Source organism: Vulcanococcus sp. DEBay_Sum22DG08_74 (assembly GCF_017852955.1).
Taxonomy (GTDB): domain Bacteria; phylum Cyanobacteriota; class Cyanobacteriia; order PCC-6307; family Cyanobiaceae; genus Vulcanococcus.
Genome location: NZ_JAFMKL010000002.1, coordinates 1 through 21,571 on the forward strand (window position 1 = coordinate 1; position 21,571 = coordinate 21,571).

The following is a 21,571-nucleotide window of genomic DNA, read 5'->3' on the forward strand; positions in this document are numbered from 1 at the left end:
CCACGACCCCCACTACCCCAAAGTGGTGCGCTACCAAGCTGCGCTACGCCCCGGCGAGAAAGAAGCTATCACAGCGCTTTGCCGCGTTTCGAGCGGATTTTTCGCAGCATTCGCCGGGTCAGTTGATCGCGGTTCAGGCCCGCGTAGCCCCAGAGGCGCAGGGCGCGAGCGAGCTCCCTTAATTCCCGCAGATTCATCGAGGCCAGGCGCAATTCAGGCACCTTCTGCCAGGCGGTGGCGGTCGGCGGCAGAGCACTGCCCACGCCGCCCGGCTTCAGGCTTGAGAGGGCACCGTCGGCCATCCACTCAGGCACCAGCACAAACAGAACGGCCAGCAGCCCGTAGAGCTCCACCAATCCGCGGGGAAGGGGGTGCAATTGCCGAGGGGCGTTGTTCTCAGCCGATTCGGTAATGGGTCTTGGCTCCGCGTCAGCGCCGGCGCCATTGTTCCGCAAGCCAGGCGTTCCCCCAAGGGGGGCAGAGCCAGAGCTGTCTGCCTAGATCAGGTCAGCCGGGCGCGCCTGAAGCGGTTTGGGGCGCTCCAGGGCGGGCTGCTCTTTCCAGAGCATCGGTGGCTCGGTGCTGGGCGCCAGGCGGACATACCAAAACACCAGTGCAAAGACCAGCCCCAAGGTGGCCAGGATGCCGATGATCACGGTTCGATCCGGTAAGGGGTTCATCAGACCTGATCCACCCGTAGGCACTGCATCCGCATCGGCAGTTGCTCCAGCGTGAGCTCATCGCCACGCAGGATCATCTCCATGCCGTCACTGCTGTAGCGAACGCCAGGTTCGTTGCTCTGCAGCCGAAAAAAGGTTCTGCGGTATCCACCGCTGATGAGGGAGGCCTGGGATTGATTGCGCTCGATCACCAGCATTCCCTTGTCATGGCAGAGGTAGCGATCCTTGATCGCGTAGTCCTCCCACCAGGGGGACTGCATGGCCTGAGCCATCAACAGGGCAAGTCCGAACATCAAAGGCGAATTGGGCTGTTGTCTCCCCGCAGGACGCAGTGGCTGATGCTCCAGTCGTAGTTCTGCCAGACCGCCGCGGGGAGTTTGTAGTGACAGCCCTCCCACTGCTCATCGAGCAAGACCCCCTGGGGTTGTGCGGAGCAGTAGGGGCGGCTGCCTGGACGGGCCAGGTACTGCTGGTGATAGCCCTCGGCGAAGAAAAAGGGTTTGCCCAGGGCAATTTCCGTGGTGATGGCTCCTTTGCCGGAGCCATTCAGCAGCTGCTGGTAGCGATCAGATGAGGCCTTGGCGACCGCCAGGAGCTTGGGCTCGTTGACGTAGATCGATGAGCGGTACTGGGTACCGGTGTCGTTGCCCTGGGCCATCCCCTGGGTTGGGTTGTGGCATTCCCAGAAGAGCTTCAGGAGATCACTGAAATCAATGGCGTTGACATCCCAAACCACACGCACGACTTCGGTGTGACCGGTTCGGCCGGAGCAGACCTCCTCATAGGTCGGGTTCGGGGTGTAGCCACCGGCGTAGCCCACCGCGGTCGTGATCACCCCGGGCAAGCGCCAGAACCCCTTCTCGGCGCCCCAGAAGCAGCCGCAGCCAAACAGGGCTTCCTGCTGACTGGTGCTCAACGGAGCCTTCAGCGCTGTACCCAGGACCACGTGACGATCCGCCGTCGCGATCGGATCGGGGCGTCCTGGTAGGGCCGCTTCTGGTGCAATCAGGTTTGTCTTTGATCCACCCATGCCCTGAAACAGTCCGAACACCACAACAGCCTTTGCTGGCCAGAGCCTAGGAAGTTCAACCCTCGCTCGAAGTCGATTCCAGGGCGATGTGATTCAGCAGGGTTGTGGTGAAGGTGAAGAGCAAAAACGGCAGGGACAGCACCAGGATCAGCCCAACGCCCACCAGGGCCACGATCGGTTTGCTGGCGCCCATGAGCGCGAGTCCGGCTGCCAGGCTGACAAAGATGACCAGCATCCAAATCAGGATCTGGCCGTAGATATCGCCAAAGGTCAGGGTGCAGCGCAGGCGGTAGGCAGAGCTGGTGAGCATGGGGGCGCTCAGCGGAGGCGTCCCTCCAGCTAAGCGAGCTCAAGCGGGCTTGTCCTGGGATGTTGCAAGAACGATGCTGTCCTTCAAGCCACGCGCGTGAGTTGTTCCTCCGCCTGTTCCCGCTCCCAGAGCCTGCGGTAGGTGCCGGCTTCCTCGAGGAGCGCGTTGTGGTGTCCCTGCTGCACCAGGCGCCCCTCGTCCAGGACAAGGATTCGATCACAGGCCGCTGCCGCTGAGAGTTGGTGGCTGATCATCAAGATCGTTCGGTCCCGCTGGGCGCGAATCGAGCTCAGGATGTCGGCGGCCGTGTTGTTGTCCACGCTGGCCAGGGCGTCATCGAGCACCAAGAGCGGGGCTTGAACCAGCAGGGCACGACCCAGGGCTGTGCGCTGGCGCTGTCCGCCACTCAGGGTGATGCCGCGCTCCCCTACGAGGGTTTCGTAGCGATCGGGGAAGCCCCGCACATCAGCGGCCAGTCGCGCCTGCTCCGCTGCCTGCTCGATCCGCGCTTGATCCGCGTCTGGTTCTCCATAGCGGAGGTTGTCGGCGAGGCTCGCAGTGAAGAGGTAGCCCTCCTGGGGGACCAGGGCGACCTGTTGGCGGAGCTGCTCGAGGTCGAGGGCTGTGATGTCAGTCCCATCGAGGTACAACTGCCCTTCAGGCACGTCCACCATCCGGCCCAGGGCCCTGGCCAAGGTGGTTTTGCCGCATCCCACGGGTCCGACAACGGCCACGAGTTCCCCTGGGGCAAGGCGGAAGCTGACGTCCTCAAGGGTGTTGCGCTCCGCGTCGGGGTAACGCAGGGTGAGGCCTCGGGCTTCGATCCCAGCGGCTTGGCTGCCCGTCCGTTGAGGGACTGGCTTTGGTGCCTCAGGGGATTGGATGCGCGGCGTCCGGCGCAGCAGCTCTTCGACGCGCTCCAGGCTCACCTGGCCGGTCTGGAAGGTATTCAGCGTGAATCCCAGAAGGGCCGTCGGGAAGACCAGTCGCTCGACGTAAAGGATCAAGGCCACCAAATCCCCGATGGAGAGGCGACCGCTCTCCAGTTGCCCGCTGCCAAGGGCGAGCAGCAACAGCAAACTGACCGACGAGATGCCCTCCAGGAGAGGGAAGAGCGTGCTGCGGGTGCGGGCTAACTGGAGAGCGTCATCCCGGTAACGCTTGTTGCGCCGCTCGAAGGCCTCCCGCTCGGTGCGTTCTTGGCCATAGATCTTGATGGCGCTGATGCCGGAGAGGTCCTCCTGGATCAGATCGCTCAATTCACCGAGCGCTTCCTGCTGACGGCGCTGTTGCCGCATCATCCGGCCGCCGAAGAGTCGAACGGTGGTCAACATCAAGGGGTAGAGCCCCACCGCCGCCAGGCTGAGCAGTGGGTCGATGGCGAGCATCGCCGGCAGCGTCAGGGCGTAGGCGAGGGCGGTGTTCGTGAGGCTGAGCACCGCAAAGCCCAGCAGGCGCCGCACGTTCTCCACATCACTGGTGGCTCGGCTGATCACTTCGCCGCTGCCGGTGCTCTGCACCCAACCGGGCTCCTGGCGGAGCATGTGATCGAAGATCTTCTGCTTCAGCTGGGCCTCCACCTGCCGGCCCACTCCGAAGACCAGCATTCGCGAGACCAGCCGGACGCCCCCCATGAGGGTCGCCAGCACGACGATGATTCCCGCCTGCCGCAGCACGTCGCTGTAGGTGAAGCCGTCCTGGAGGTCATCGATGACGCCCCGCACCATCAGCGGGATCGTGACGCTCAAGAGGTTGACGACCACTAGGGCGGCGACGCCCAGAAGCACCGTGCGCCGATAGGGCCGCAGGTAGCGCTGGATCAGTCCGAAGCGGATCGCCGCCATGGATCAAGGCAAGGTTTCGCCAACCTAGGCAGCGACCCCAGAACAGCGTTGTTGAGCGATGCTGTGCCGGCGCACCCTCAGTCGGCTCGATGGACGAGAACCAGCAGTCTCATCCTCTTTATGGAACCGAACGCGACCTGGTGGACCGCTTGTTGGCCACTGAGGCCCCTGCTGATGCCGATCTGGTGGAGCTGGGTCGCCTGTTGATGCGTTACGAGGGATTTCCCGGGGCCCTGGATCTTCAGGAGGATCTCCAGAAGACCCTGCGTCTGTGGGGCTTAAGCCGCGAGCAACTGCATCAGCGCACGCGGGCGATCTGGGCTGGCGGCTATCGGCCGGGGGCTGAAGCCGCACCTCAGGCCGTCGGATCTGGTTTTGACACGTCCGATCAGGACAGTCCCTGAGCCTTGTTTTTGCTAGAGACCAATTTCGTTCTTGCGTTTTGATGACAGCCCCCCAGTCCTGGTCGGCCCTTCTCGATCAACTCCTGCGCGGTGAGTCGTTGCAGGGATCGCAGGCACGCGATCTGATGGAGGCCTGGCTGTCTGAACAGCTCGAGCCCGTTCAAACGGGCGCCTTCCTCGCGGCCCTTCGCTCCAAGGGGATGAACGGTGAGGAGCTGGCGGCCATGGCTGAGGTCCTGCGCGCTGCTGCACCCCTGCCCTGTGCCCGGCCTGACCTTGAACTGGTGGATACCTGTGGCACCGGTGGGGATGGGGCCAACACGTTCAACATCTCGACGGCCGTTGCTTTTGTGGCCGCCGCCTGTGGGGCCCAGGTCGCGAAGCACGGAAACCGCAGTGCCAGCGGCAAGGTCGGCTCTGCCGATGTTCTGGAAGCGGTTGGACTGAACCTCAAAGCTCCAACCGACGTGGTGGTTCAGGCACTCAATGCCGCCGGCGTCACCTTCTTATTTGCTCCGGGCTGGCATCCCGCCTTGGTTGGACTGGCCCCCCTGCGCCGGGCCCTGGGGGTGAGAACGGTGTTCAACCTGCTGGGTCCCCTGGTCAATCCCCTCAGGCCGGACTATCAGGTCCTTGGTGTCGGAGCAGCGGAGTTGCTCGATCCCATGGCCGATGCCTTAGCCCGCTTGGGCTGCCGCCGTGCCGTCGTGGTCTTTGGCCATGGCGGGCTCGATGAAGCATCGCTTTCTGGCCCGAGTGAGTTGCGTCTGATCCAGGACGGACAGGTGGAACGCCAGCTCTTGGATCCCCAGACGCTGGGCTTGAGCCTCGCTCCGATGGAGGCCCTCCGGGGTGGAGAACTGGAGGACAACGCTCGGATCCTGGAGGCCGTGCTCCAGGGCCAGGGGAGCCAGGCGCAACAGGATGTGGTGGCCCTGAACGCGGCCCTGGTGATCTGGGCCGCTGGCTTGGCTGACTCCGTTGCGGCAGCCCTGCCTCTGGCGCAGGCCGCCATGGAGAGTGGAGCCGCCTACGCGCGGCTGCGCAGCCTCAGTCAGGCCCTGGCTTAGAACTCCCTTAAGGGAAGATGTCGGCATGAGCAGCTCACCCACCCCTCAACCAGCCCTTCTTGTGTTGGCTGACGGCCTGGTGTTGCGTGGTGAAGCCTTTGGCGCCAGAGCGACGGCCTTCGGTGAAGTGGTCTTCAACACCGGTATGACCGGTTACCAGGAGGTCATGACCGACCCCAGCTATTCCGGGCAGTTGGTCACCTTCACCTATCCCGAACTGGGCAATACCGGGGTCAACGGCAGTGATCAAGAGGCCGATGTCCCCCATGTTCGCGGTGTGATCGCCCGTCAGTTGGCTCCCACCCAGAGCAGCTGGCGCAGTGAAGGCAGCCTCGAGGCCTGGTTAGAGCAACACGGCGTGGTCGGCATCTCCGGCATTGATACCCGCTCCCTGGTGCGCCACCTGCGCGAGGGCGGTGCCATGAACGGTGCCATCAGTACTGACGGCAGCACGCCCCAGCAGTTGCTGGAGCGGGTCCAGGCGATGCCGTCAATGGCTGGTTTGAACCTGGCGAAGGACGTCTCCACCAGGGAGCCCTACACCTGGTCATCCCTTTGCCCTGCTGCCTTCGATCAACGCCTCCAGGACAATCCCGCGACCCCGTACAAGGTCGTGGCGATCGACTTCGGCATCAAACGGGCCATCCTCGAACGGTTGGTGGCCCATGGCTGCGATGTCACGGTGCTGCCGGCCGACGCCACCTTGGAGCAGGTGCTCGAGCGCCAGCCTGAAGGTGTTTTCCTCTCCAACGGCCCTGGCGACCCCTCGGCTGTGACCAGTGGGATCAACCTGGCGAAGTCGTTGGTTGAGCAGGAGGCACTGCCCCTGTTCGGGATCTGCCTGGGGCACCAGATCCTGGGTCTAGCCCTTGGTGGAAGCACGTTCAAGCTTGGCTATGGCCACCGCGGTCTGAACCACCCGTGCGGGACCACCGGTGTGGTGGAAATCACCAGCCAAAACCACGGTTTCGCCTTGGACGCTGACTCGCTCCCGGCCGATCAGATGGAGGTCACCCATCTGAATCTCAACGATCGAACCGTTGCGGCCTTTGCCCATCGCCAGAAGCCGATCTTCGGGGTGCAGTACCACCCAGAGGCCAGTCCTGGCCCCCACGATGCCGACCATCACTTCGGCCGTTTTGCCGCGCTGATGAGCGAGCGACGGGGCTGATCGATCGCAGTTTGTTGCGGTCGTGCCCGTTTCGAAAACCCTCACTACACTGCGATCGCCAGTGACGTCAGAGGTCAGCAGCCATCACTGATCTGCAGCGATTGACCGTCTCTCTACGCGGTGGTTTTGAACAGCAGGACGGATGTCTCCTGTTCAGCTTCACCGGGCAGTTGGATGCTTACTCCGAGAAGCAATTTCTCGCCTTTATCAACGACCACCTCACCAGCACCCCGCAGCCGCTGGTGCTGGACCTGAGCAAGATCGATTTCATCGATTCCTCGGGTCTCGGTGCCCTGGTGCAGTTCGCTAAACACTGCAACGACCAGAAGATCCAGTTCTTAGTGGTCGGCAATGCCAGGGTCGTCCAGACGGTGAAACTGGTAAGGCTTGAGGAGTTTCTCCATCTCCAGCCAGACCTCAACACCGCCCTCGGAGCCATCGCCGCCTGATTCGGCAGCCTGGCTGACCCAACTCCAAGCACCGGGATGGCCCGGGGAGTTGGGTCCGCTTCAGCTGGCCTGGCTAGGGGATGCGGTCTGGGAGTTGCACCAGCGCATGCGCCGCTGCCGCCAGCCGGGACGCAGTTCCGATTTGCATCGAGCCGTTGTGGCGGATGTCCGCGCAGATGCCCAGGCGGAGGCCCTCGATCGCCTGCAGGAGAAGGGATTGCTCCAGGAGGCCGAACTGGAGTGGGTGCGGCGTGGACGCAATAAAGCGGGTCGTGGGCCCCGCAAGGGAGAGGCTGGTGTCTATGGCAAGGCCACGGGATTTGAGACAATGGTGGGCTGGCTCTTTCTGCAGAACCCCAGCCGCCTTGCACAGCTGCTGGCAGAACTCGAGGACGCCGACCGATAACCCCTTTGCCTGACAACCATGAGCCCCCGTTTTGATCGTCGTAAGGACCAGCGCTCGGGCCCAGGTGGAGGGAAGCCACCCCGCGGCGGCGGACGGTTTGCCGATGATCGATCCGGCGGCGAGCGTCGCGGCGACCGTTTTGGCGGCGAGCGTTTCGGATCGGATCGGGGTGGCAACCGCTTTGGCGGGGACGAGGCCGGCGGTGGACGTCCGGGATACCGCTCCGGTGGCCGTCCTGGAGGTCGTCCTGGCGACCGATCTGGCTTCCGTGGCGGTTCGTCCCGTCCGTTTTCTCCCCGCGGCGAATGGCGTCCCGACGGAGAACAGCGCGGTGGTGGTGGCGAGAGACGTGAGCGCTTCTCCCGTTCGGAAGGCCGCCCCGATAGCCGGGGTGAGGCCTCCAGTCGGCCCGAGCGCCGCGGCCCGCGACCCCAGGGCCGCCCGTTTTTGAAGGGACGCTCCTCTGATCGCTTCCGCGACGAGGCTCAAGAGTCCGGCCGGGACGGTTACCGCCCTGGCGGCAAGGGGCGTTTTGGGGGTCGTCGCGACGAGCAGGGTGGCGGGCGCAAGCCGTTCTCCCGTGATCGCGACCAGGCCAAGCCCATCGCCGTCGAGGTTCCCGTTGGTGAGGCCGAACGGTTCAACGCCTATCCCGCCGATGATTTGATCTGGGGGCGCCATGCGGCCCAGGCGGCCCTGGAGAGCGGCCGTCCCGTGCACCGCATCTGGTGCACCCCGGAAATGCGTTTTCAGCCCCGTTTCCTTCAGTTGCTGCGGGAAGCCAAGTCCGGCGGCGTGCTGGTGGAGGAGGTCACCTGGTCGCGTCTCGGCCAGCTGACCAATGGGGCGGTGCACCAGGGCATCGTCATGCAGGCTGCGGCCGCCGACACCCTGGATCTGGGCACCCTGATCGATGGCTGCCGCGACCTGGGTGAGCCCCCGCTGCTGATGGCCCTCGACGGCATCACCGATCCCCACAACCTTGGGGCCATCGTCCGCAGCGCAGAAGCCCTCGGCGCCCATGGACTGGTGTTGCCCCAACGCCGCAGTGCCGGTCTGACCGGTTCCGTCGCCAAGGTGGCTGCTGGAGCCCTGGAGCACCTGCCCGTGGCCCGAGTGGTCAACCTGAACCGCGCCCTCGACAGTCTGAAGAACGAGGGCTATCGGGTGATTGGTCTGGCGGGAGAGGGCAGTGTTGCCCTGAGTGAGGCTGACCTGGACGGTCCCCTGGTGGTGGTGACTGGCTCAGAAGGGGATGGTCTCTCGATGCTGACCCGCAAGCACTGCGATCAGCTGGTGCGGATCCCGATCCGTGGCGCTACCCCCAGCCTGAACGCCTCGGTCGCCACCGCGATGGTTCTTTATGAGGTGGCCCGTCGCGGCTGGATGAAGCAGATCTCGGGGGCCGCGCCGGCCCCGCGGATCGTGCGTCCTCAGTTGCCAACGCCTGCCCCCCTGGAGCTGCCGGAAGAAGGCAGTGCAGAAGCGACCTCCGCCGTTCCCGAGGACGACATCGTTCTCAGTCCCGCTGAAGAGGCCCGTGCCGATCAGCTGGTGGCCGATGTGATGGCTGAGTTCCAGGGGGATTCAGCTGCGGTTGTCGAACAGACCGATGGGGCCGATGGGACGGATCCAACCGCGACGTTCTCCTCCGACATCAAGCTCTGAATGCTGCGCTTGCCCATTCCGGAGCCAGAATGGTGTTATCGCCTCCCGTCTGGATGACGCCCCTTCTTCGGCCTCTGCGCAGCATTGCCAATGGGTTTGGTCTGGCTTGGTGGGCCCGCGTTGAAACGAGGCGGCCGGATGTGACCTACTGGTTTGGTCCCTACATCCGGCGCAGCAGCCTTGAGGCTGCCCTGCCTCCTTTTCTGGCTGACCTCCGCAGCGAAGGAGCTGCTGAGGTCAACCACTCCCTGATCAAGACCCGGCGCGCCGAGCCCCTGACCATTGCGGCCGAGGGTTAGCTCACGGGTTGGCTGATAGCGTCAACCCTTGGTTTGGACCTGGGTTTGATGGGTATCGCCGAGTGGCGCGACCAGCTCAAAAGCGGCGATGTGTCCGCCCGTGAGCTCACGGACCATCACCTCAGCCGCATCGAGGCGGTTGAGCCCAGCGTTAAGGCCTACACCGAGGTCACGGCTGAACGGGCCCGTGCCGATGCCGACCGCATTGATGCCCTGAGGGCCTCTGGTGCTGAGCTCCCGCCCTTGGCGGGTGTTCCCCTGGCGATCAAGGACAACCTCTGCACCCGCGGGATCCGAACGACCTGCTCCAGCCGGATGCTGGAGAACTTCGTTCCCCCCTATGAGTCCACGGTGACCGATCGGCTCTGGGGTGCCGGCGCAGTCCTGCTTGGCAAAACCAATCTCGACGAGTTCGCCATGGGCAGCTCGACCGAGACCTCAGTCTTCGGCCCAAGCCGCAACCCCTGGAACACCGAAAAGGTTCCCGGGGGCAGTTCCGGTGGCAGTGCCGCCGCCGTGGCAGCTGGTGAGTGTGTTGGTTCCCTGGGATCAGACACCGGCGGCTCCATTCGCCAGCCCGCCTCCTTCTGTGGGGTGGTGGGCCTCAAACCCACCTACGGCCGTGTCAGCCGCTATGGCTTGGTGGCTTTCGCCAGCTCCCTGGATCAGGTGGGTCCCTTCGCCAACAGCGTCTCGGATGCCGCCGAGTTGCTCCAGGTGATCGCCGGTGAGGATCCCCGCGATTCGACCTGTCTGAAGGCCCCCGTTCCCGATTACCGGGCGGCCTTGACCCAACCGGTGGCGGGGCTGCGTGTGGGCATTGTGCGGGAGTGTTTTGAAGCCGAGGGCCTGCACCCTGAGGTCAAAGCCTCGGTGATGGCCGCTGCGGCCCAACTTGAGGCCCTGGGCTGTGACCTCGTTGATGTCAGCTGCCCCCGCTTCAACGACGGCATCGCCACCTACTACGTGATTGCCCCCTCGGAGGCGTCCGCCAACCTGGCCCGCTACGACGGCGTGAAGTACGGCTACCGGGCTGAGGATGCCGCGAGCCTGGCGGAGATGACCTCCCGCAGCCGTGCCGAAGGCTTCGGTGACGAGGTCAAGCGCCGGATCCTGATTGGCACCTATGCCCTCTCGGCCGGCTACGTGGATGCCTACTACAAAAAGGCGCAGCAGGTCCGCACCCTGATTCGCCGTGACTTCGACGCCGCCTTTGGTCAGGTGGATGTGTTGCTCACCCCCACTTCACCCACCACTGCCTTTGGCTTCGGCGCCCACGCTGAAGACCCCCTGGCGATGTACTTGGCTGACCTGTTGACCATTCCCGCCAACATGGCCGGTCTGCCGGCCATCAGCCTCCCCTGCGGTTTTGATGGGGCTGGCCTGCCCATTGGCGTGCAACTCATCACCGGTGTTCTTCAAGAGGAGCGCCTGCTCCAGGTCGCTTATCACTACGAGCAGGCCGCGCGCGTGATGGACAAGCGTCCCCAGGCGTCCTTGGTGCCCTGATCCCTAGTGGTGGCGTGCCGGGCTGAAGAAGTGGTGGCTTAGACCCTGAATCTGGTGTTGCCGGCTTAGCCTGGACTCAGCCTCGGCTCCACCGCTTTCTTCGCGCTTGGCCTTCGTCCCCCTCCATAACCACAGCGACTACAGCCTTCTGGATGGGGCAAGTCAGCTGCCGGCCATGGTGAAGCGGGCTGAGGAGCTGGGAATGCCGGCGATCGCCCTGACCGATCACGGTGTGATGTACGGCGCGATTGAGCTGCTGAAGCTCTGCCGCGGCAGTTCCGTGAAGCCGATCATCGGCAACGAGATGTATGTCATCAATGGCTCCATTGATGACCCCAACCCACCGAAGAAGGAGCGCCGCTACCACCTGGTTGTCCTGGCCAAGAACGCGGTGGGCTATCGCAACTTGGTCAAGCTCACCAGCATCAGCCACCTGCGGGGCATGCGCGGGCGGGGCATTTTCTCCAGAGCTTGCATCGATAAGCCGACCCTCGAGCGCCATAGCGAGGGCCTGATCATTGCCACGGCCTGTCTGGGCGGTGAAATCCCCCAGGCGATCCTGCGGGACCGCCCCGATGTGGCCCGGGATGTGGCCCGTTGGTACCAGGGGGTCTTTGGTGACGACTTCTACCTCGAGATTCAAGACCACGGCTCCCCGGAAGATCGGATCGTCAATGTGGAGATGGCGAAGATCTCCAAGGAATTGGGGATTCCGTTGGTGGCGACCAACGATGCCCACTACCTCACCAGCAATGACGCCGAGGCCCACGACGCCCTGCTGTGCGTGCTGACGGGCAAGTTGGTCACCGATGAGAAGCGTCTTCGCTACACGGGGACGGAGTTCATTAAGAGCGAGCAGGAAATGCTCGGACTCTTCGCGGACCACCTGGAGCCCGAGGTGGTGGCCGAGGCCGTTGCCAATACGGCCCTGGTGGCCGAGAAGGTCGAGGACTACGACATCCTTGGGCGCTATCAAATGCCCCGCTTCCCAATCCCCGAGGGGCACACCCCGGTGAGTTATCTGCGGGAGGTGACCGAGCAGGGACTACGCGCGCGCCTGGGGCTTCCGGAGGGCAGCGGTTTCGAGGCCACCTATGGCGAACGCCTCGATTTCGAGCTCCAGGTGATGGAGCAAATGGGCTTCCCGACCTATTTCCTGGTGGTTTGGGACTACATCCGCTTTGCCCGAGACAACGGCATCCCGGTGGGCCCTGGTCGCGGTTCCGCCGCCGGCTCCTTGGTGGCCTACGCCCTCGGCATCACCAACATTGATCCGGTCACTAACGGTCTGCTCTTCGAGCGCTTCTTGAATCCAGAGCGCAAGTCGATGCCTGATATCGACACGGACTTCTGCATCGAGCGACGTGGTGAGGTGATCGACTACGTCACCGAGCGCTATGGCGAAGACAAGGTCGCCCAGATCATCACCTTCAACCGGATGACCTCCAAGGCCGTCCTCAAGGATGTGGCCCGGGTGCTGGATATCCCCTACGGCGATGCCGATCGTCTCGCCAAGTTGATTCCGGTGGTGCGCGGCAAACCCGCCAAGCTCAAGGAGATGATCGGTGAGGAATCACCCGCCCCTGAGTTCCGCGAGAAGTACCTCGGCGATCCCGCAGTGAAGCGCTGGGTCGACATGGCGATGCGCATTGAGGGAACCAACAAAACCTTTGGCGTCCACGCTGCGGGTGTGGTGATCGCCGCCGATCCCCTCGATGAAGTCGTTCCGCTGCAACGCAACAACGACGGTCAGGTGATCACCCAGTACTTCATGGAAGACGTGGAGTCCATGGGTCTGTTGAAGATGGACTTCCTGGGGTTGAAAAACCTCACGATGATCGACAAAACCGTCGATCTGGTGCAGCAGAGCTCAGGGGTCAGCATCGATCCCGATGCCCTTCCCTTGGATGACGAAGGCACCTTTGGCCTGCTGGCGCGTGGAGACCTGGAGGGCATTTTTCAGCTGGAATCCAGTGGGATGCGCCAGATCGTGCGGGACCTCAAGCCCTCGTCCCTGGAGGACATCTCCTCGATCCTGGCCCTCTACCGACCGGGCCCGCTCGACGCGGGGCTGATTCCCAAATTCATCAACCGCAAGCACGGCCGCGAGGCGATTGATTTCGCCCACGCCAAGTTGGAGCCGATCCTGCAGGAGACCTACGGGATCATGGTTTACCAGGAGCAGATCATGAAGATCGCTCAGGATCTGGCGGGCTATTCCCTTGGAGAGGCGGATCTTCTCCGCCGGGCCATGGGTAAGAAGAAAGTCTCGGAGATGCAGAAGCACCGAGACATCTTTGTCAAAGGTGCAAGTGAGCGCGGTGTCGACGCCAAGATCGCCGATGAGCTCTTCGACCAGATGGTGCTCTTCGCGGAGTACTGCTTCAACAAGAGCCATTCCACCGCCTATGGCGCGGTGACGTATCAGACCGCCTACCTCAAGGCCCACTACCCCGTTGCCTATATGGCGGCGCTGCTCACGGTGAATGCCGGCAGCACCGACAAAGTGCAGCGCTACATCTCCAATTGCAATGCAATGGGGATCGAGGTCATGCCCCCCGATGTGAATGCCTCCGGGATTGACTTCACCCCCGTCGGCGATCGCATCTTGTTTGGCCTCTCGGCCGTGCGCAATCTCGGCGAGGGGGCGATTCGTGCCCTGCTGGAGGCCCGCAGCAGTGACGGTCCCTTCCAGTCCCTTGCCGATCTCTGTGATCGCATTCCCGGCACCACCTTGAACCGCCGCTCCCTGGAAGCGTTAATCCATTGCGGTGCCATGGACGCCCTCGAGCCGGAGGCCAATCGGGCCCAGCTGATGGCCGATCTGGATTTGATCGTTGATTGGGCCTCGTCCCGCGCCCGCGACCGCGCCAGTGGCCAGGGCAATCTCTTTGACCTGTTTGCGGCTCCAGCCAGCGGGGATGCAGAGGAGACCCAGGGGGGTGGATCTGACCTGAGCACCGCACCCAAGGCGGCACCGGTCAAGGACTATCCGCCCACCGAAAAGCTCAGGCTCGAGAAGGAACTGGTGGGTTTCTATCTCTCTGATCACCCGCTCAAGCAGCTGACCCGACCGGTCCAGTTGCTTTCACCCGTCGGCCTGGGTGGCCTCGAGGAGCAGGCCGATAAGGCGCGGGTCAGCGTCGTTGGCATGGTCTCAGGCCTACGCCCGGTGACCACGCGCAAGGGGGATCGGATGGCGGTCCTGCAGCTGGAGGATCTCAGCGGCAGTTGTGAAGCGGTGGTCTTCCCCAAGACCTACGCCCGCCTTTCGGATCACCTGATGGTCGATGCCCGGCTGCTGGTCTGGGCCTCCGTCGACCGGCGCGATGAACAGGTCCAGCTGATCGTGGACGACTGCCGTGTCATCGACGAGCTCCAGTTTCTTGTGGTGGAACTGGATGGACCGCAGGCCAGCGACATCGCCATTCAGCACAAGCTGCGGGAATGCCTGAACCAGCACCGCACCGAGAAAGACGAGGGAGGTGTTCGTGTCCCTGTCGTGGCGATGGTCAAGGACCAAAGCCAGGTGCGCTACGTGCGCCTGGGCCACCAGTTCTGCGTGCGCGACAGTCGTGCCGCCCTCAGCAGTCTGGAGGCCCAGGCCTTCCGGGCCCGGCTCAGCTCGAAGCTGGTGGCCGCTTAACGGAGTTGCGCAGCCGGCTGATGTTCACGCCGATCTGCTCGAATCCCAGCAGGGTTCCTGCTGAGGTTTCCCAACTTGCTGACAAGACCCCGTAGCTCAATCCGAGCAGGCCCAACAGGAAAAATCCCCCAGACGTCACCAGGGTGGCGGCGGGGGGAATGTCCAGAATTCCACGGCTGACCACCACATAGCTCACGATGAAGGTGGCCATGCCCATCACCGTGGGAATGCCGGTGGCGATGCCCACCCGCCGCGCCATTCGATTGGCGACGGCCGGTGGAATGGCTTGTGGGTTGGTCGGCTTGGAGCGACCTTGGGCTGCTTTGGATTGGCTCGGGGGAACGCTTGGCGCGAGTCCGCCGCCGCCCTTCTGCGGGCGGGAGCGGTTTTTCCCCTCGTTTGCCATCTCAGCCGCGGATGCCGAGCTTTTTGATCAGGTCGGAATAGCGCTGCTCGCTGTTGCTGCGCAGGTAGCTGAGGAGGCGCTTGCGGCGGCCGATCATCTTCAGCAGACCCTGGCGGGACGAGAAGTCATGGATGTTGCCCTGCAGGTGACCACTCAGCTTGCTGATGCGCTCGCTCAGCATCGCCACCTGAACTTCCACGGAACCGGTGTCGGTGCCATGGGTCTGGTGAGCGTTGATTAGTTCCTGCTTCTTGGTGGTGTCGAGCGGCATGCGCGGCGTCTGGCCCTGACGGTGCAAACAACCAACTTACTGCCCCGTGGGACACCCAGGTCTCAGGCCACGTCGCGGGAGAGATAGCGCAGGCTTTCCCGCAGCCAGGCGTCGCCGTCCTCCCCAAGTTCAGGGCCCTGTGGGCTGATCGCCCGCAGGGCCCGGTTGATCTCCAGGGCTTCGTAGCCGAGCGCCGAAAGGGTGAGCTGAACCTCTTCCCGAACGCCCGCGGCCGGCCCCTCTCCGCTGTCGCTGACCTGCAGATCGTCCGACTGGCTCAACTGCAGGCTTTCCCCGTAGCGCTGCTGGAGCCGGGTGCGCAGTTCCACCGAGAGCCGCTCGGCGGTGCGCTTCCCCACCCCCGGCGCCTGGCAGAGCTGGCGAAGATCGGCCTGCACAATTGCGCGCACCAGCTCCTCGCAACTCAGTTGCCCAAGCAGCCCCAGGGCCATCTGCGGGCCGACGCCGCTGACGGCCACCAGTTCGCGGAAGAGATCGCGCTCATGGCGTGCACAGAAGCCATAGAGCGTCCAGCTGTCCTCGCGAATGACCTGGTGGACATGCAGGGCGGCCTCGGTGCCGTTTCCTCCGAGCTGATCCCAGTGGCGACGGGGCATCTGGACCTCGTAGCCCACCCCTGAGCAGACGAGTAGGACCCCGAATCGGTTGTTCAGGTGCCAGCGATCGGCGAGTTGCCCTTGCAGCCAGCCGATCATGGGGAGACGCTTACTGCCCGCCATGCTGCCCGGTCTGACCGCCCAGGCTGATCGCCTTGCACCACTTTCTCGCCTGTTGACCTGGGCTTTGGCCCTGCTGTTGTCAGCCGTGTTGGCCCTCGGGCTGGGTGGATGTGGCGGTTCTGGTCAGCCTCCCCAGAAGGTGCTGCTCTCGGCCCTTGCGCTGCAGATCGATCTCACCCAGCGCTCCATCGCCGATGCCCTGACCCTGGATGCTTCTGGCCCACCCCAGGTCAGCCGGGTGCGGGTGGAATCCCAGGAGAGCCTCCCCATTGGCGGCGGCAAAGGCATCCATCTCACGGGGCGGTTTGATTGGCGGCTGGCCGGGGATCCCATTCGCGTCGATAGCGCCTTTGACCTGTATCTGCAGCGCGGTGAGCGGGGCCAGAGCTGGCGCTTGGCCCGGCCCAGTGGCAGTGAGGACGGCGCGACCCAGGATTGGTTGACCTATCCCCTTCCGCTGAAGGGTGAGCAGAGCTAGGCGGCTTGGCGCCGCTGTGGTTTCAGGCTCAGGAGCGTTGCGGCCAGCACGAGCACCGCGGCCGTGGTGGTGTCGGGGTCGAGGGGTTCCTGGAAGAGCAGCCATCCCCACAGGGCAGCCAGCGGCACCTGGCCGTAGCTCATGGCCGTCGCTCGCGCCGCTGGCATCCCCAGTAATCCCTTGGTGATGCCGATCTGGCCCAGCTGGGTGAAGACCCCAACGCCGATTAAGGCCAAGAGTTCCCAGCTGCTTGGCCAAACCGGCTGCAGCAGCACCAGTGGCGCCGTCAGCACCAACCCCACCAGGGGGAAGTAAAAAACGATCACCAGGGGATGCTCGGTGCGGCCAAGGGCACGCACGCTGACGTAGGCACAAGCCGACAACAGCGCTCCCGCCAGGGCCAACAGCACGCCCCCCATGGGCAAGGGCGTGGCCTGAACCTGCAGTAATCGACTGCCGAGGGGCCCAAGCAGGCCCATGAGCTCCATCGGGTTGCTGAGGATCAGGACCGCGAGCCAGCCCAGCAGCGCGGCGATCCAAACCTTGGCCCCGAGTCTTTCCTTCAAGAGCAGCCAGGCCAGCAGTGCCGTGAAGGTGGGCTGCAGGTACTGAAGGACCGTGGCGGGTGCCAGGGGCAGTTGGGCCAGGGCTGCGAAGACGCAGAACAGGGCCCCCGTGCCGATGGCGCCCCGCAGGATCAGCAGCCCTTTGCGCTGTCCCCAGGGATCGAGACCGGCCTGCCGCAGCATCGCGACACTCAGCACCAGGCTGATGGCGGAGCGAGCCATCACCACCTCGGCCACAGGGATCCGGCCGCCCAGCGCTTTGACGCAGACCCCCATCAGGCTGAAGCTCAGCGTGCTGGACAGCATCCACAGGCCAGCCCTGCCATCCTGGAGCGTCACTTGCGCCCGGAGCGTGTCAGTCCCTCGCCTCCATCCCCGCACGATCGAGGCCGTTAAAGAGCGCGCTGACATCGTCGATGTGGTGGGCGAGCACGTTGTGCTCAAAAAGAAGGGCAGGGAATTCGTCGGGGTTTGCCCCTTCCACGACGACAAATCACCGTCGATGACGGTGTCACCGGCCAAGCAGTTCTACTACTGCTTCTCCTGTGGCGCCGGCGGCAACTCGATCAAGTTTTTGATGGAGTTGCAGCGTCAGAGCTTCAGTGACGTCGTCCTGGAGTTGGCGCGCAAGTACCAGCTTCCCGTGGAGACCCTGGAGGGTCCTCAGCAGGAACGACTGCGGCAGCAGCTCTCGCGCCGGGATCAACTCCACAAGGCCCTCTCCCTGGCTGCTGGATGGTTCCGCTCACAATTGCGCGCTCCGGAGGGCGCCGCGGCCCTTGACTACCTCAAGACCAGCCGTGGTCTTGATGAGGCCACCCTTGAGGCCTTTGGTCTGGGCTATGCCCCGGAGCGATGGGATGGTCTGCTGAGCCATCTCCAACAGGTGGAGGGACTCAGTCCTGAGCTATTGGAGGCGGCCGGGCTGGTGGTGCCACGCCGCGGCGGGGATGGCTTCTATGACCGCTTCCGCCATCGGGTGATGGTTCCGATCGCGGATCGCCAGGGCCGAATCATTGGCTTTGGTGGCCGCAGCCTCGATGGCGGTGAGCCGAAGTACCTGAACTCTCCGGAGACGGAGGTGTTTGAGAAGGGCAAACACCTCTTTGGCCTCGATAAGGCTGTCAATGCGATCCGCAAGGCCGATCGCGCGGTCGTGGTGGAGGGCTATTTCGATGTCATCGCCCTCCATGCCGCGGGCATCACCAATGCGGTTGCGGCCCTCGGGACAGCCCTGAGCAACCAGCAGATCACCCAGCTCTGTCGCTGCTGCGACGGCAAACGGCTGATCCTGAACTTTGATGCCGATGGCGCTGGTGTCCGGGCCGCCCAGCGCGCCATTGGCGAGGTGGAGCAGTTGGCCCTGCAGGGGCAGCTGGAGTTGCGGGTTCTCCACCTGCCGAGCGGCAAGGACCCCGATGAATTCCTCAAGCAGCACGGCGCAGGGGACTACCGCTCCCTGCTGGATCAATCCCCCCTCTGGCTCGATTGGCAGATCGACCAGGTCCTGCACGGCTGCGACCTCAGCAAGGCCGACCAGTTCCAAAAGGCGGTCACGGATCTGGTGGCGCTGCTGGGCAAGCTGCCCGCCAGCGCCGTTCGCTCCCGCTACCTCCAGCAGGTGGCCGAGCGCCTCAGTGGTGGCCAGGCGCGGCTCGCTCTGCAGTTGGAGGACGACCTGCGCCAGCAGGTCAAAGGTCAGCGCTGGCATGGGCGCTCCCGCCGCTGGGAGCAGCCCGGTGAGGCGGGCCTGCGGGAGCGGGCCGAGGCCGAGGTCCTGCGCCTCTATCTCCACTGCCCGGCCTATCGCGGTCCGATCCGCGCTGAGTTGCGCCGCCGCGAGCTCGATGACTTCGCCATCGCCCATCACCGTCAGCTCTGGGCGGTGATCAGCTCCCTCGAGGAAGACAACCTCGGTGTTGGCCGGCTGGAGGCGATCAACCGTGGCAGTGAGGCCGGTTCCGATCTCGCGGACCTCGATCTGCCGCGGTTACTGAGCGATCAGCTGCTCTTGGCGGATGATCCCGACTCAGGACTGCCAACGGAATTGCTCGCCCGCCTGACTCCCCTGCTGGAGCCCAGCGACGTTCAGCGACTCGCCCTCAGCAACCCACCCTTGCAATTGCGTGGTGCCACGGCAGCCCTCGAGCGGCAGCGCAGCGTCAAACGCTGTCGTCACCTTCTGGATGCCTGGAGCAGTCAACGACTGGAGACCCTCGAGCGCTGTATCGCCCGTCTGCTCGATGACAGCCAGCAGCCGGATCCTGTTCCCCAGGGCGCCAGCCAGGACATGGAGGCCCGCATTGAGGCCATGTTCGCTGAACTCAACAGCGATGCCCTGCGCTTTCAGGACCTCTATTACAACGAGCGCAAACACATCGATCACCTCGATTCCCAGCGTCGCGCCAGTTTTGAGGACGTGATTGTCCAGGACGCCCAACCGGCCTAGGGCTGCCTGTTCTTTCCCTACAGCTCTGCCATTTCCGCTTCAGCGCTGCTATCACCAATCTGAACCGTTCCGGCTCTTCCCCTGACTGACGCCCGTTTGCTCGTGACACGCGCTGCTGGTGTGGCCGTTTTGAGCGGCAGCACCCTGCTTTTTGCTGCGCCTGCTTCGGCGCAAAACATGGTCGTTCAGATCATTCAGAACCAGTGCGCCAGGGCGATGAATGCGGACTTCAAGGCCGCTGGCAAATCCCCCCCGCCGGGCATGGTTCAAGACACCTGCAACTGTGTGGCCCAACGCATCGAGCAGCGCGATTCCATTGAGGAGGCCAAAGCCTTCTGTGTGAAGCAGAGCACCGCCAAATACGGCGCCGTTTGACGGCCTAGCGAGCCCAGACGGTGGGCAGGTCGCTGAGTCGCGTGGTGGCGGCCCTGGAGAGCTGTTCCCGTCGCATCAGCCAAGCCGGCTGCAGGCCGCAGGCGGCCCATTGCACCGTTCCGCGGCCATGGCGGCGATTGAGCCGATCGATGCTGGCCATGAGCGCCTCCCGCCGCTGTTGCTCGGCGCCACTGAGCGGCTGCAGCAGGTGGTGTTGCAACTGCGCCTCGGGCTGCAGCTCCTGCAGCAAAATTCCCGCCTTGGCGAAGCGCTTGTAGGGCCGGTAGAGGCTGGAGATCATCTGGCTGGCGGCCCGCAGTAGAACCCCGGTGTCGTTGCTGGCGAGGGGCAGGCTGACGCTGGCGGCCTGGCTGTAGAAGCCTGGGGCAAAGGGACTGGTTCGTGCGAAGACCGTGAGCCGTCCGGCCCGTTGCCGTTGCCGCCTCAACTTCTCGGCGCCGCGGCTGACATAACTGGCGATGGCCTGGCGCAGTTCCTCTTCGGTGGTGACGGGCCGGCTGAAGCTGCGGCTGACGCAGGTTTCCTGTTTGTCCGCTGGTTGCTGCTCCAGCGGCAGGCAGCTGATGCCCTGCAGTTCCAATTGCAGGCGCAGACCCACCACCCCGGCTTTGGCCCGCAGTTCTCCGCTGGGCATGTCCCTGAGTTGCTGCGCCGTGCTGACACCCCGTAGCCGGCACCAGCGGCTCAGGCGTCGGCCGACCCCCCAGATCTCCTCCACCGGGGTTTGCTCCAGCCAGGCGGTGGTCTCCTCGGGTGGACTGAGGTCAAAGACACCAGCGTGTTGCCGTTCTCCCTTGGCGATGTGGTTCGCCACTTTCGCCAGCACCTTGCTGTTGGCCAGGCCGATGGCAATGGGCAGCCCCAGGTTGTGGCGGATCCGGCTGCGCAGGGCACTGGCCCAGGGAAGGAGGTCACCGCTTTTGGGCCTCGGCAGACGAACGAAGGCCTCATCGATCGAGTACACCTCCAGCTCGGCGACGAAGGGCTCCAGGCTGCTCATCAGCCGTTGGCTCATGTCGCCGTAGAGGGCGTAGTTGGAACTGCGCACGACCACGCCGTGCTGTTCCAGTTGCTCCGCGATCTGGAAGTAGGGCTTGCCCATGCCAATGCCGAGTTGCCGGGCCTCGCTGCTGCGGGAGACCACGCAGCCGTCGTTGTTGGAGAGCACCACGACGGGGCGCCCCAGGAGCGCGGGATCGAAGGCCTGCTCACAGCTGGCATAGAAGTTGTTGGCATCGATCAGCCCGAGGGCGTCAGCCATGGGTGGCGAGGCTGTGAATGGCGTGGATGGCGACACCCCAGATCTGCACATCGCCGCAGTGGTGCAGCTCCAAGGGGGGGTAGGCGCTGTTGGCGGCTTCGAGCCGCAGCCGCCCTTGGTGGCGGGCCAGGCGCTTCAAGGTGAAGGCGCCGTCGAGCACGGCCACCACGACATGGCCCGGTCGGGCCTCGAGGCTGCGGTCCACCACCAGCAGGTCGCCGTGCTGGATCCCGGCCTCGACCATCGAATCACCGCTCACCCGCAGAAAAAAGGTGCTGCTGGGGTGCCGGATCAGGGTCTCGTTCAGGTCGATGCCGACATCGATGTAGTCGTCGGCGGGGCTGGGGAAGCCGGCGGCCACGGTGCTGCTGGCCAAGGGAAGCGGCCGCCGCGGGCGCTCGTCCCGCAGCCCGCCGATCAGAACAACAGGGACCGACATGCACGCACCCGACACACCCCTGCAGGATAGTTCAGGTGTACCACTGGGGTTGATGTTGCCGTCTCCGTCCCGGATGGTC

24 protein-coding genes are annotated in these 21,571 nt (G+C 64.2%); 12 read left to right on the plus strand and 12 right to left on the minus strand.

Translation table 11 applies throughout. The features are described from left to right. Nucleotides 1-68 precede the first annotated feature (68 nt). The 6 genes from QZ184_RS00440 to QZ184_RS00465 all read right to left on the minus strand — a co-directional run bounded on the left by QZ184_RS00440 (nt 69) and on the right by QZ184_RS00465 (nt 3,864). On the minus strand, nt 69-455 hold the full coding sequence (locus QZ184_RS00440; protein ID WP_363155066.1) for a hypothetical protein: 387 nt from the start codon (nt 453-455) through the stop codon (nt 69-71). Nucleotides 456-497: 42 nt separating this feature from the next. After that, nucleotides 498-680: a hypothetical protein gene (locus tag QZ184_RS00445; protein ID WP_010316801.1), complete on the minus strand. Its 183-nt coding sequence runs from the start codon at nt 678-680 to the stop codon at nt 498-500. Next, nucleotides 680-973 (minus strand): hypothetical protein, encoded by a 294-nt coding sequence (locus QZ184_RS00450; protein ID WP_010316802.1) that lies wholly within the window; start codon nt 971-973, stop codon nt 680-682. Before QZ184_RS00450 ends, QZ184_RS00445 begins: the two co-directional genes overlap by 1 nt. Beyond that, nucleotides 973-1,731 carry a peptide-methionine (S)-S-oxide reductase MsrA gene (gene msrA, locus QZ184_RS00455; protein ID WP_296415862.1) on the minus strand — a complete coding sequence of 253 codons (759 nt, stop codon included), beginning with the start codon at nt 1,729-1,731 and terminating at the stop codon, nt 973-975. The genes QZ184_RS00450 and msrA overlap by 1 nt, the downstream gene beginning before the upstream one ends. 34 nt (nt 1,732-1,765) lie before the next feature. Next, nucleotides 1,766-2,020, minus strand: a complete 255-nt coding sequence (locus tag QZ184_RS00460) for a hypothetical protein (protein ID WP_010316804.1) — start codon at nt 2,018-2,020, stop codon at nt 1,766-1,768. A gap of 83 nt (nt 2,021-2,103) precedes the next feature. After that, complete coding sequence (locus QZ184_RS00465) at nt 2,104-3,864, minus strand: ABC transporter ATP-binding protein (protein WP_296415860.1); 1,761 nt, start codon at nt 3,862-3,864, stop codon at nt 2,104-2,106. Between the two features lie 89 nt (nt 3,865-3,953). On the opposite strand from QZ184_RS00465, the gene QZ184_RS00470 reads away from it, so the two are divergent. The 9 genes from QZ184_RS00470 (at nt 3,954) to QZ184_RS00510 (ending at nt 14,486) form a co-directional block, all read left to right on the plus strand. Continuing rightward, nucleotides 3,954-4,268 (plus strand): DUF3288 family protein, encoded by a 315-nt coding sequence (locus tag QZ184_RS00470; RefSeq protein ID WP_010316806.1) that lies wholly within the window; start codon nt 3,954-3,956, stop codon nt 4,266-4,268. A gap of 41 nt (nt 4,269-4,309) precedes the next feature. Then, nucleotides 4,310-5,338 (plus strand): anthranilate phosphoribosyltransferase, encoded by a 1,029-nt coding sequence (gene trpD, locus QZ184_RS00475; protein WP_296415859.1) that lies wholly within the window; start codon nt 4,310-4,312, stop codon nt 5,336-5,338. A gap of 25 nt (nt 5,339-5,363) precedes the next feature. Continuing rightward, nucleotides 5,364-6,509 carry a glutamine-hydrolyzing carbamoyl-phosphate synthase small subunit gene (gene carA, locus QZ184_RS00480; protein WP_296415858.1) on the plus strand — a complete coding sequence of 382 codons (1,146 nt, stop codon included), beginning with the start codon at nt 5,364-5,366 and terminating at the stop codon, nt 6,507-6,509. Between the two features lie 101 nt (nt 6,510-6,610). Continuing rightward, on the plus strand, nt 6,611-6,958 hold the full coding sequence (locus QZ184_RS00485) for an STAS domain-containing protein (protein ID WP_010316811.1): 348 nt from the start codon (nt 6,611-6,613) through the stop codon (nt 6,956-6,958). Nucleotides 6,959-7,064: 106 nt separating this feature from the next. Further along, nucleotides 7,065-7,364, plus strand: a complete 300-nt coding sequence (locus QZ184_RS00490; RefSeq protein ID WP_156797920.1) for a ribonuclease III domain-containing protein — start codon at nt 7,065-7,067, stop codon at nt 7,362-7,364. 18 nt (nt 7,365-7,382) lie between these two features. Continuing rightward, on the plus strand, nt 7,383-9,032 hold the full coding sequence (gene rlmB, locus QZ184_RS00495; RefSeq protein ID WP_296415856.1) for a 23S rRNA (guanosine(2251)-2'-O)-methyltransferase RlmB: 1,650 nt from the start codon (nt 7,383-7,385) through the stop codon (nt 9,030-9,032). Nucleotides 9,033-9,085: 53 nt separating this feature from the next. Continuing rightward, a complete protein-coding gene (locus tag QZ184_RS00500) occupies nt 9,086-9,331 on the plus strand; it encodes a DUF1816 domain-containing protein (protein ID WP_247478213.1) in 246 nt (81 codons plus the stop codon). A gap of 48 nt (nt 9,332-9,379) precedes the next feature. Beyond that, the gene (gene gatA / locus QZ184_RS00505; protein ID WP_296417663.1) at nt 9,380-10,840 is read left to right on the plus strand and encodes an Asp-tRNA(Asn)/Glu-tRNA(Gln) amidotransferase subunit GatA; all 1,461 of its coding nucleotides are present in this window, start codon (nt 9,380-9,382) and stop codon (nt 10,838-10,840) included. Nucleotides 10,841-10,946: 106 nt separating this feature from the next. Then, complete coding sequence (locus QZ184_RS00510) at nt 10,947-14,486, plus strand: DNA polymerase III subunit alpha (protein ID WP_296415854.1); 3,540 nt, start codon at nt 10,947-10,949, stop codon at nt 14,484-14,486. Here QZ184_RS00510 and QZ184_RS00515 read toward each other — a convergent pair. The 3 genes from QZ184_RS00515 to ruvA all read right to left on the minus strand — a co-directional run bounded on the left by QZ184_RS00515 (nt 14,461) and on the right by ruvA (nt 15,879). Then, nucleotides 14,461-14,892, minus strand: coding sequence for a PAM68 family protein (locus QZ184_RS00515; RefSeq protein WP_247478217.1), 432 nt, complete (start codon nt 14,890-14,892; stop codon nt 14,461-14,463). The two genes, QZ184_RS00510 and QZ184_RS00515, sit on opposite strands and share 26 nt — an antisense overlap. A 1-nt stretch (nt 14,893) precedes the next feature. Then, nucleotides 14,894-15,163: a 30S ribosomal protein S15 gene (rpsO, locus tag QZ184_RS00520; RefSeq protein ID WP_010316819.1), complete on the minus strand. Its 270-nt coding sequence runs from the start codon at nt 15,161-15,163 to the stop codon at nt 14,894-14,896. Between the two features lie 62 nt (nt 15,164-15,225). Beyond that, on the minus strand, nt 15,226-15,879 hold the full coding sequence (ruvA, locus tag QZ184_RS00525) for a Holliday junction branch migration protein RuvA (protein ID WP_029626278.1): 654 nt from the start codon (nt 15,877-15,879) through the stop codon (nt 15,226-15,228). 22 nt (nt 15,880-15,901) lie between these two features. Between ruvA and QZ184_RS00530 the strand changes: the two genes are divergently transcribed. Then, entirely contained in the window at nt 15,902-16,381 is a 480-nt protein-coding gene (locus tag QZ184_RS00530; RefSeq protein ID WP_296415852.1) for a hypothetical protein, read from the plus strand. On the opposite strand, the gene QZ184_RS00535 is transcribed toward QZ184_RS00530, so the two are convergent. Beyond that, nucleotides 16,378-17,253: an EamA family transporter gene (locus QZ184_RS00535; RefSeq protein ID WP_296417665.1), complete on the minus strand. Its 876-nt coding sequence runs from the start codon at nt 17,251-17,253 to the stop codon at nt 16,378-16,380. The two genes, QZ184_RS00530 and QZ184_RS00535, sit on opposite strands and share 4 nt — an antisense overlap. Nucleotides 17,254-17,299: 46 nt before the next feature. On the opposite strand from QZ184_RS00535, the gene dnaG reads away from it, so the two are divergent. Next, nucleotides 17,300-19,396: a DNA primase gene (gene dnaG / locus QZ184_RS00540; RefSeq protein ID WP_296417667.1), complete on the plus strand. Its 2,097-nt coding sequence runs from the start codon at nt 17,300-17,302 to the stop codon at nt 19,394-19,396. Nucleotides 19,397-19,498: 102 nt separating this feature from the next. Beyond that, nucleotides 19,499-19,771: a hypothetical protein gene (locus QZ184_RS00545; protein WP_296415851.1), complete on the plus strand. Its 273-nt coding sequence runs from the start codon at nt 19,499-19,501 to the stop codon at nt 19,769-19,771. 4 nt (nt 19,772-19,775) lie between these two features. Here the strand turns inward: QZ184_RS00545 and QZ184_RS00550 are convergent, their stop codons facing one another. Together QZ184_RS00550 and umuD are read right to left on the minus strand one after the other, a co-directional pair. Further along, nucleotides 19,776-21,053, minus strand: coding sequence for a Y-family DNA polymerase (locus tag QZ184_RS00550; RefSeq protein WP_296417670.1), 1,278 nt, complete (start codon nt 21,051-21,053; stop codon nt 19,776-19,778). After that, entirely contained in the window at nt 21,046-21,492 is a 447-nt protein-coding gene (gene umuD / locus QZ184_RS00555; protein ID WP_296415849.1) for a translesion error-prone DNA polymerase V autoproteolytic subunit, read from the minus strand. Before umuD ends, QZ184_RS00550 begins: the two co-directional genes overlap by 8 nt. Between the last annotated feature and the right edge of the window lie 79 nt (nt 21,493-21,571).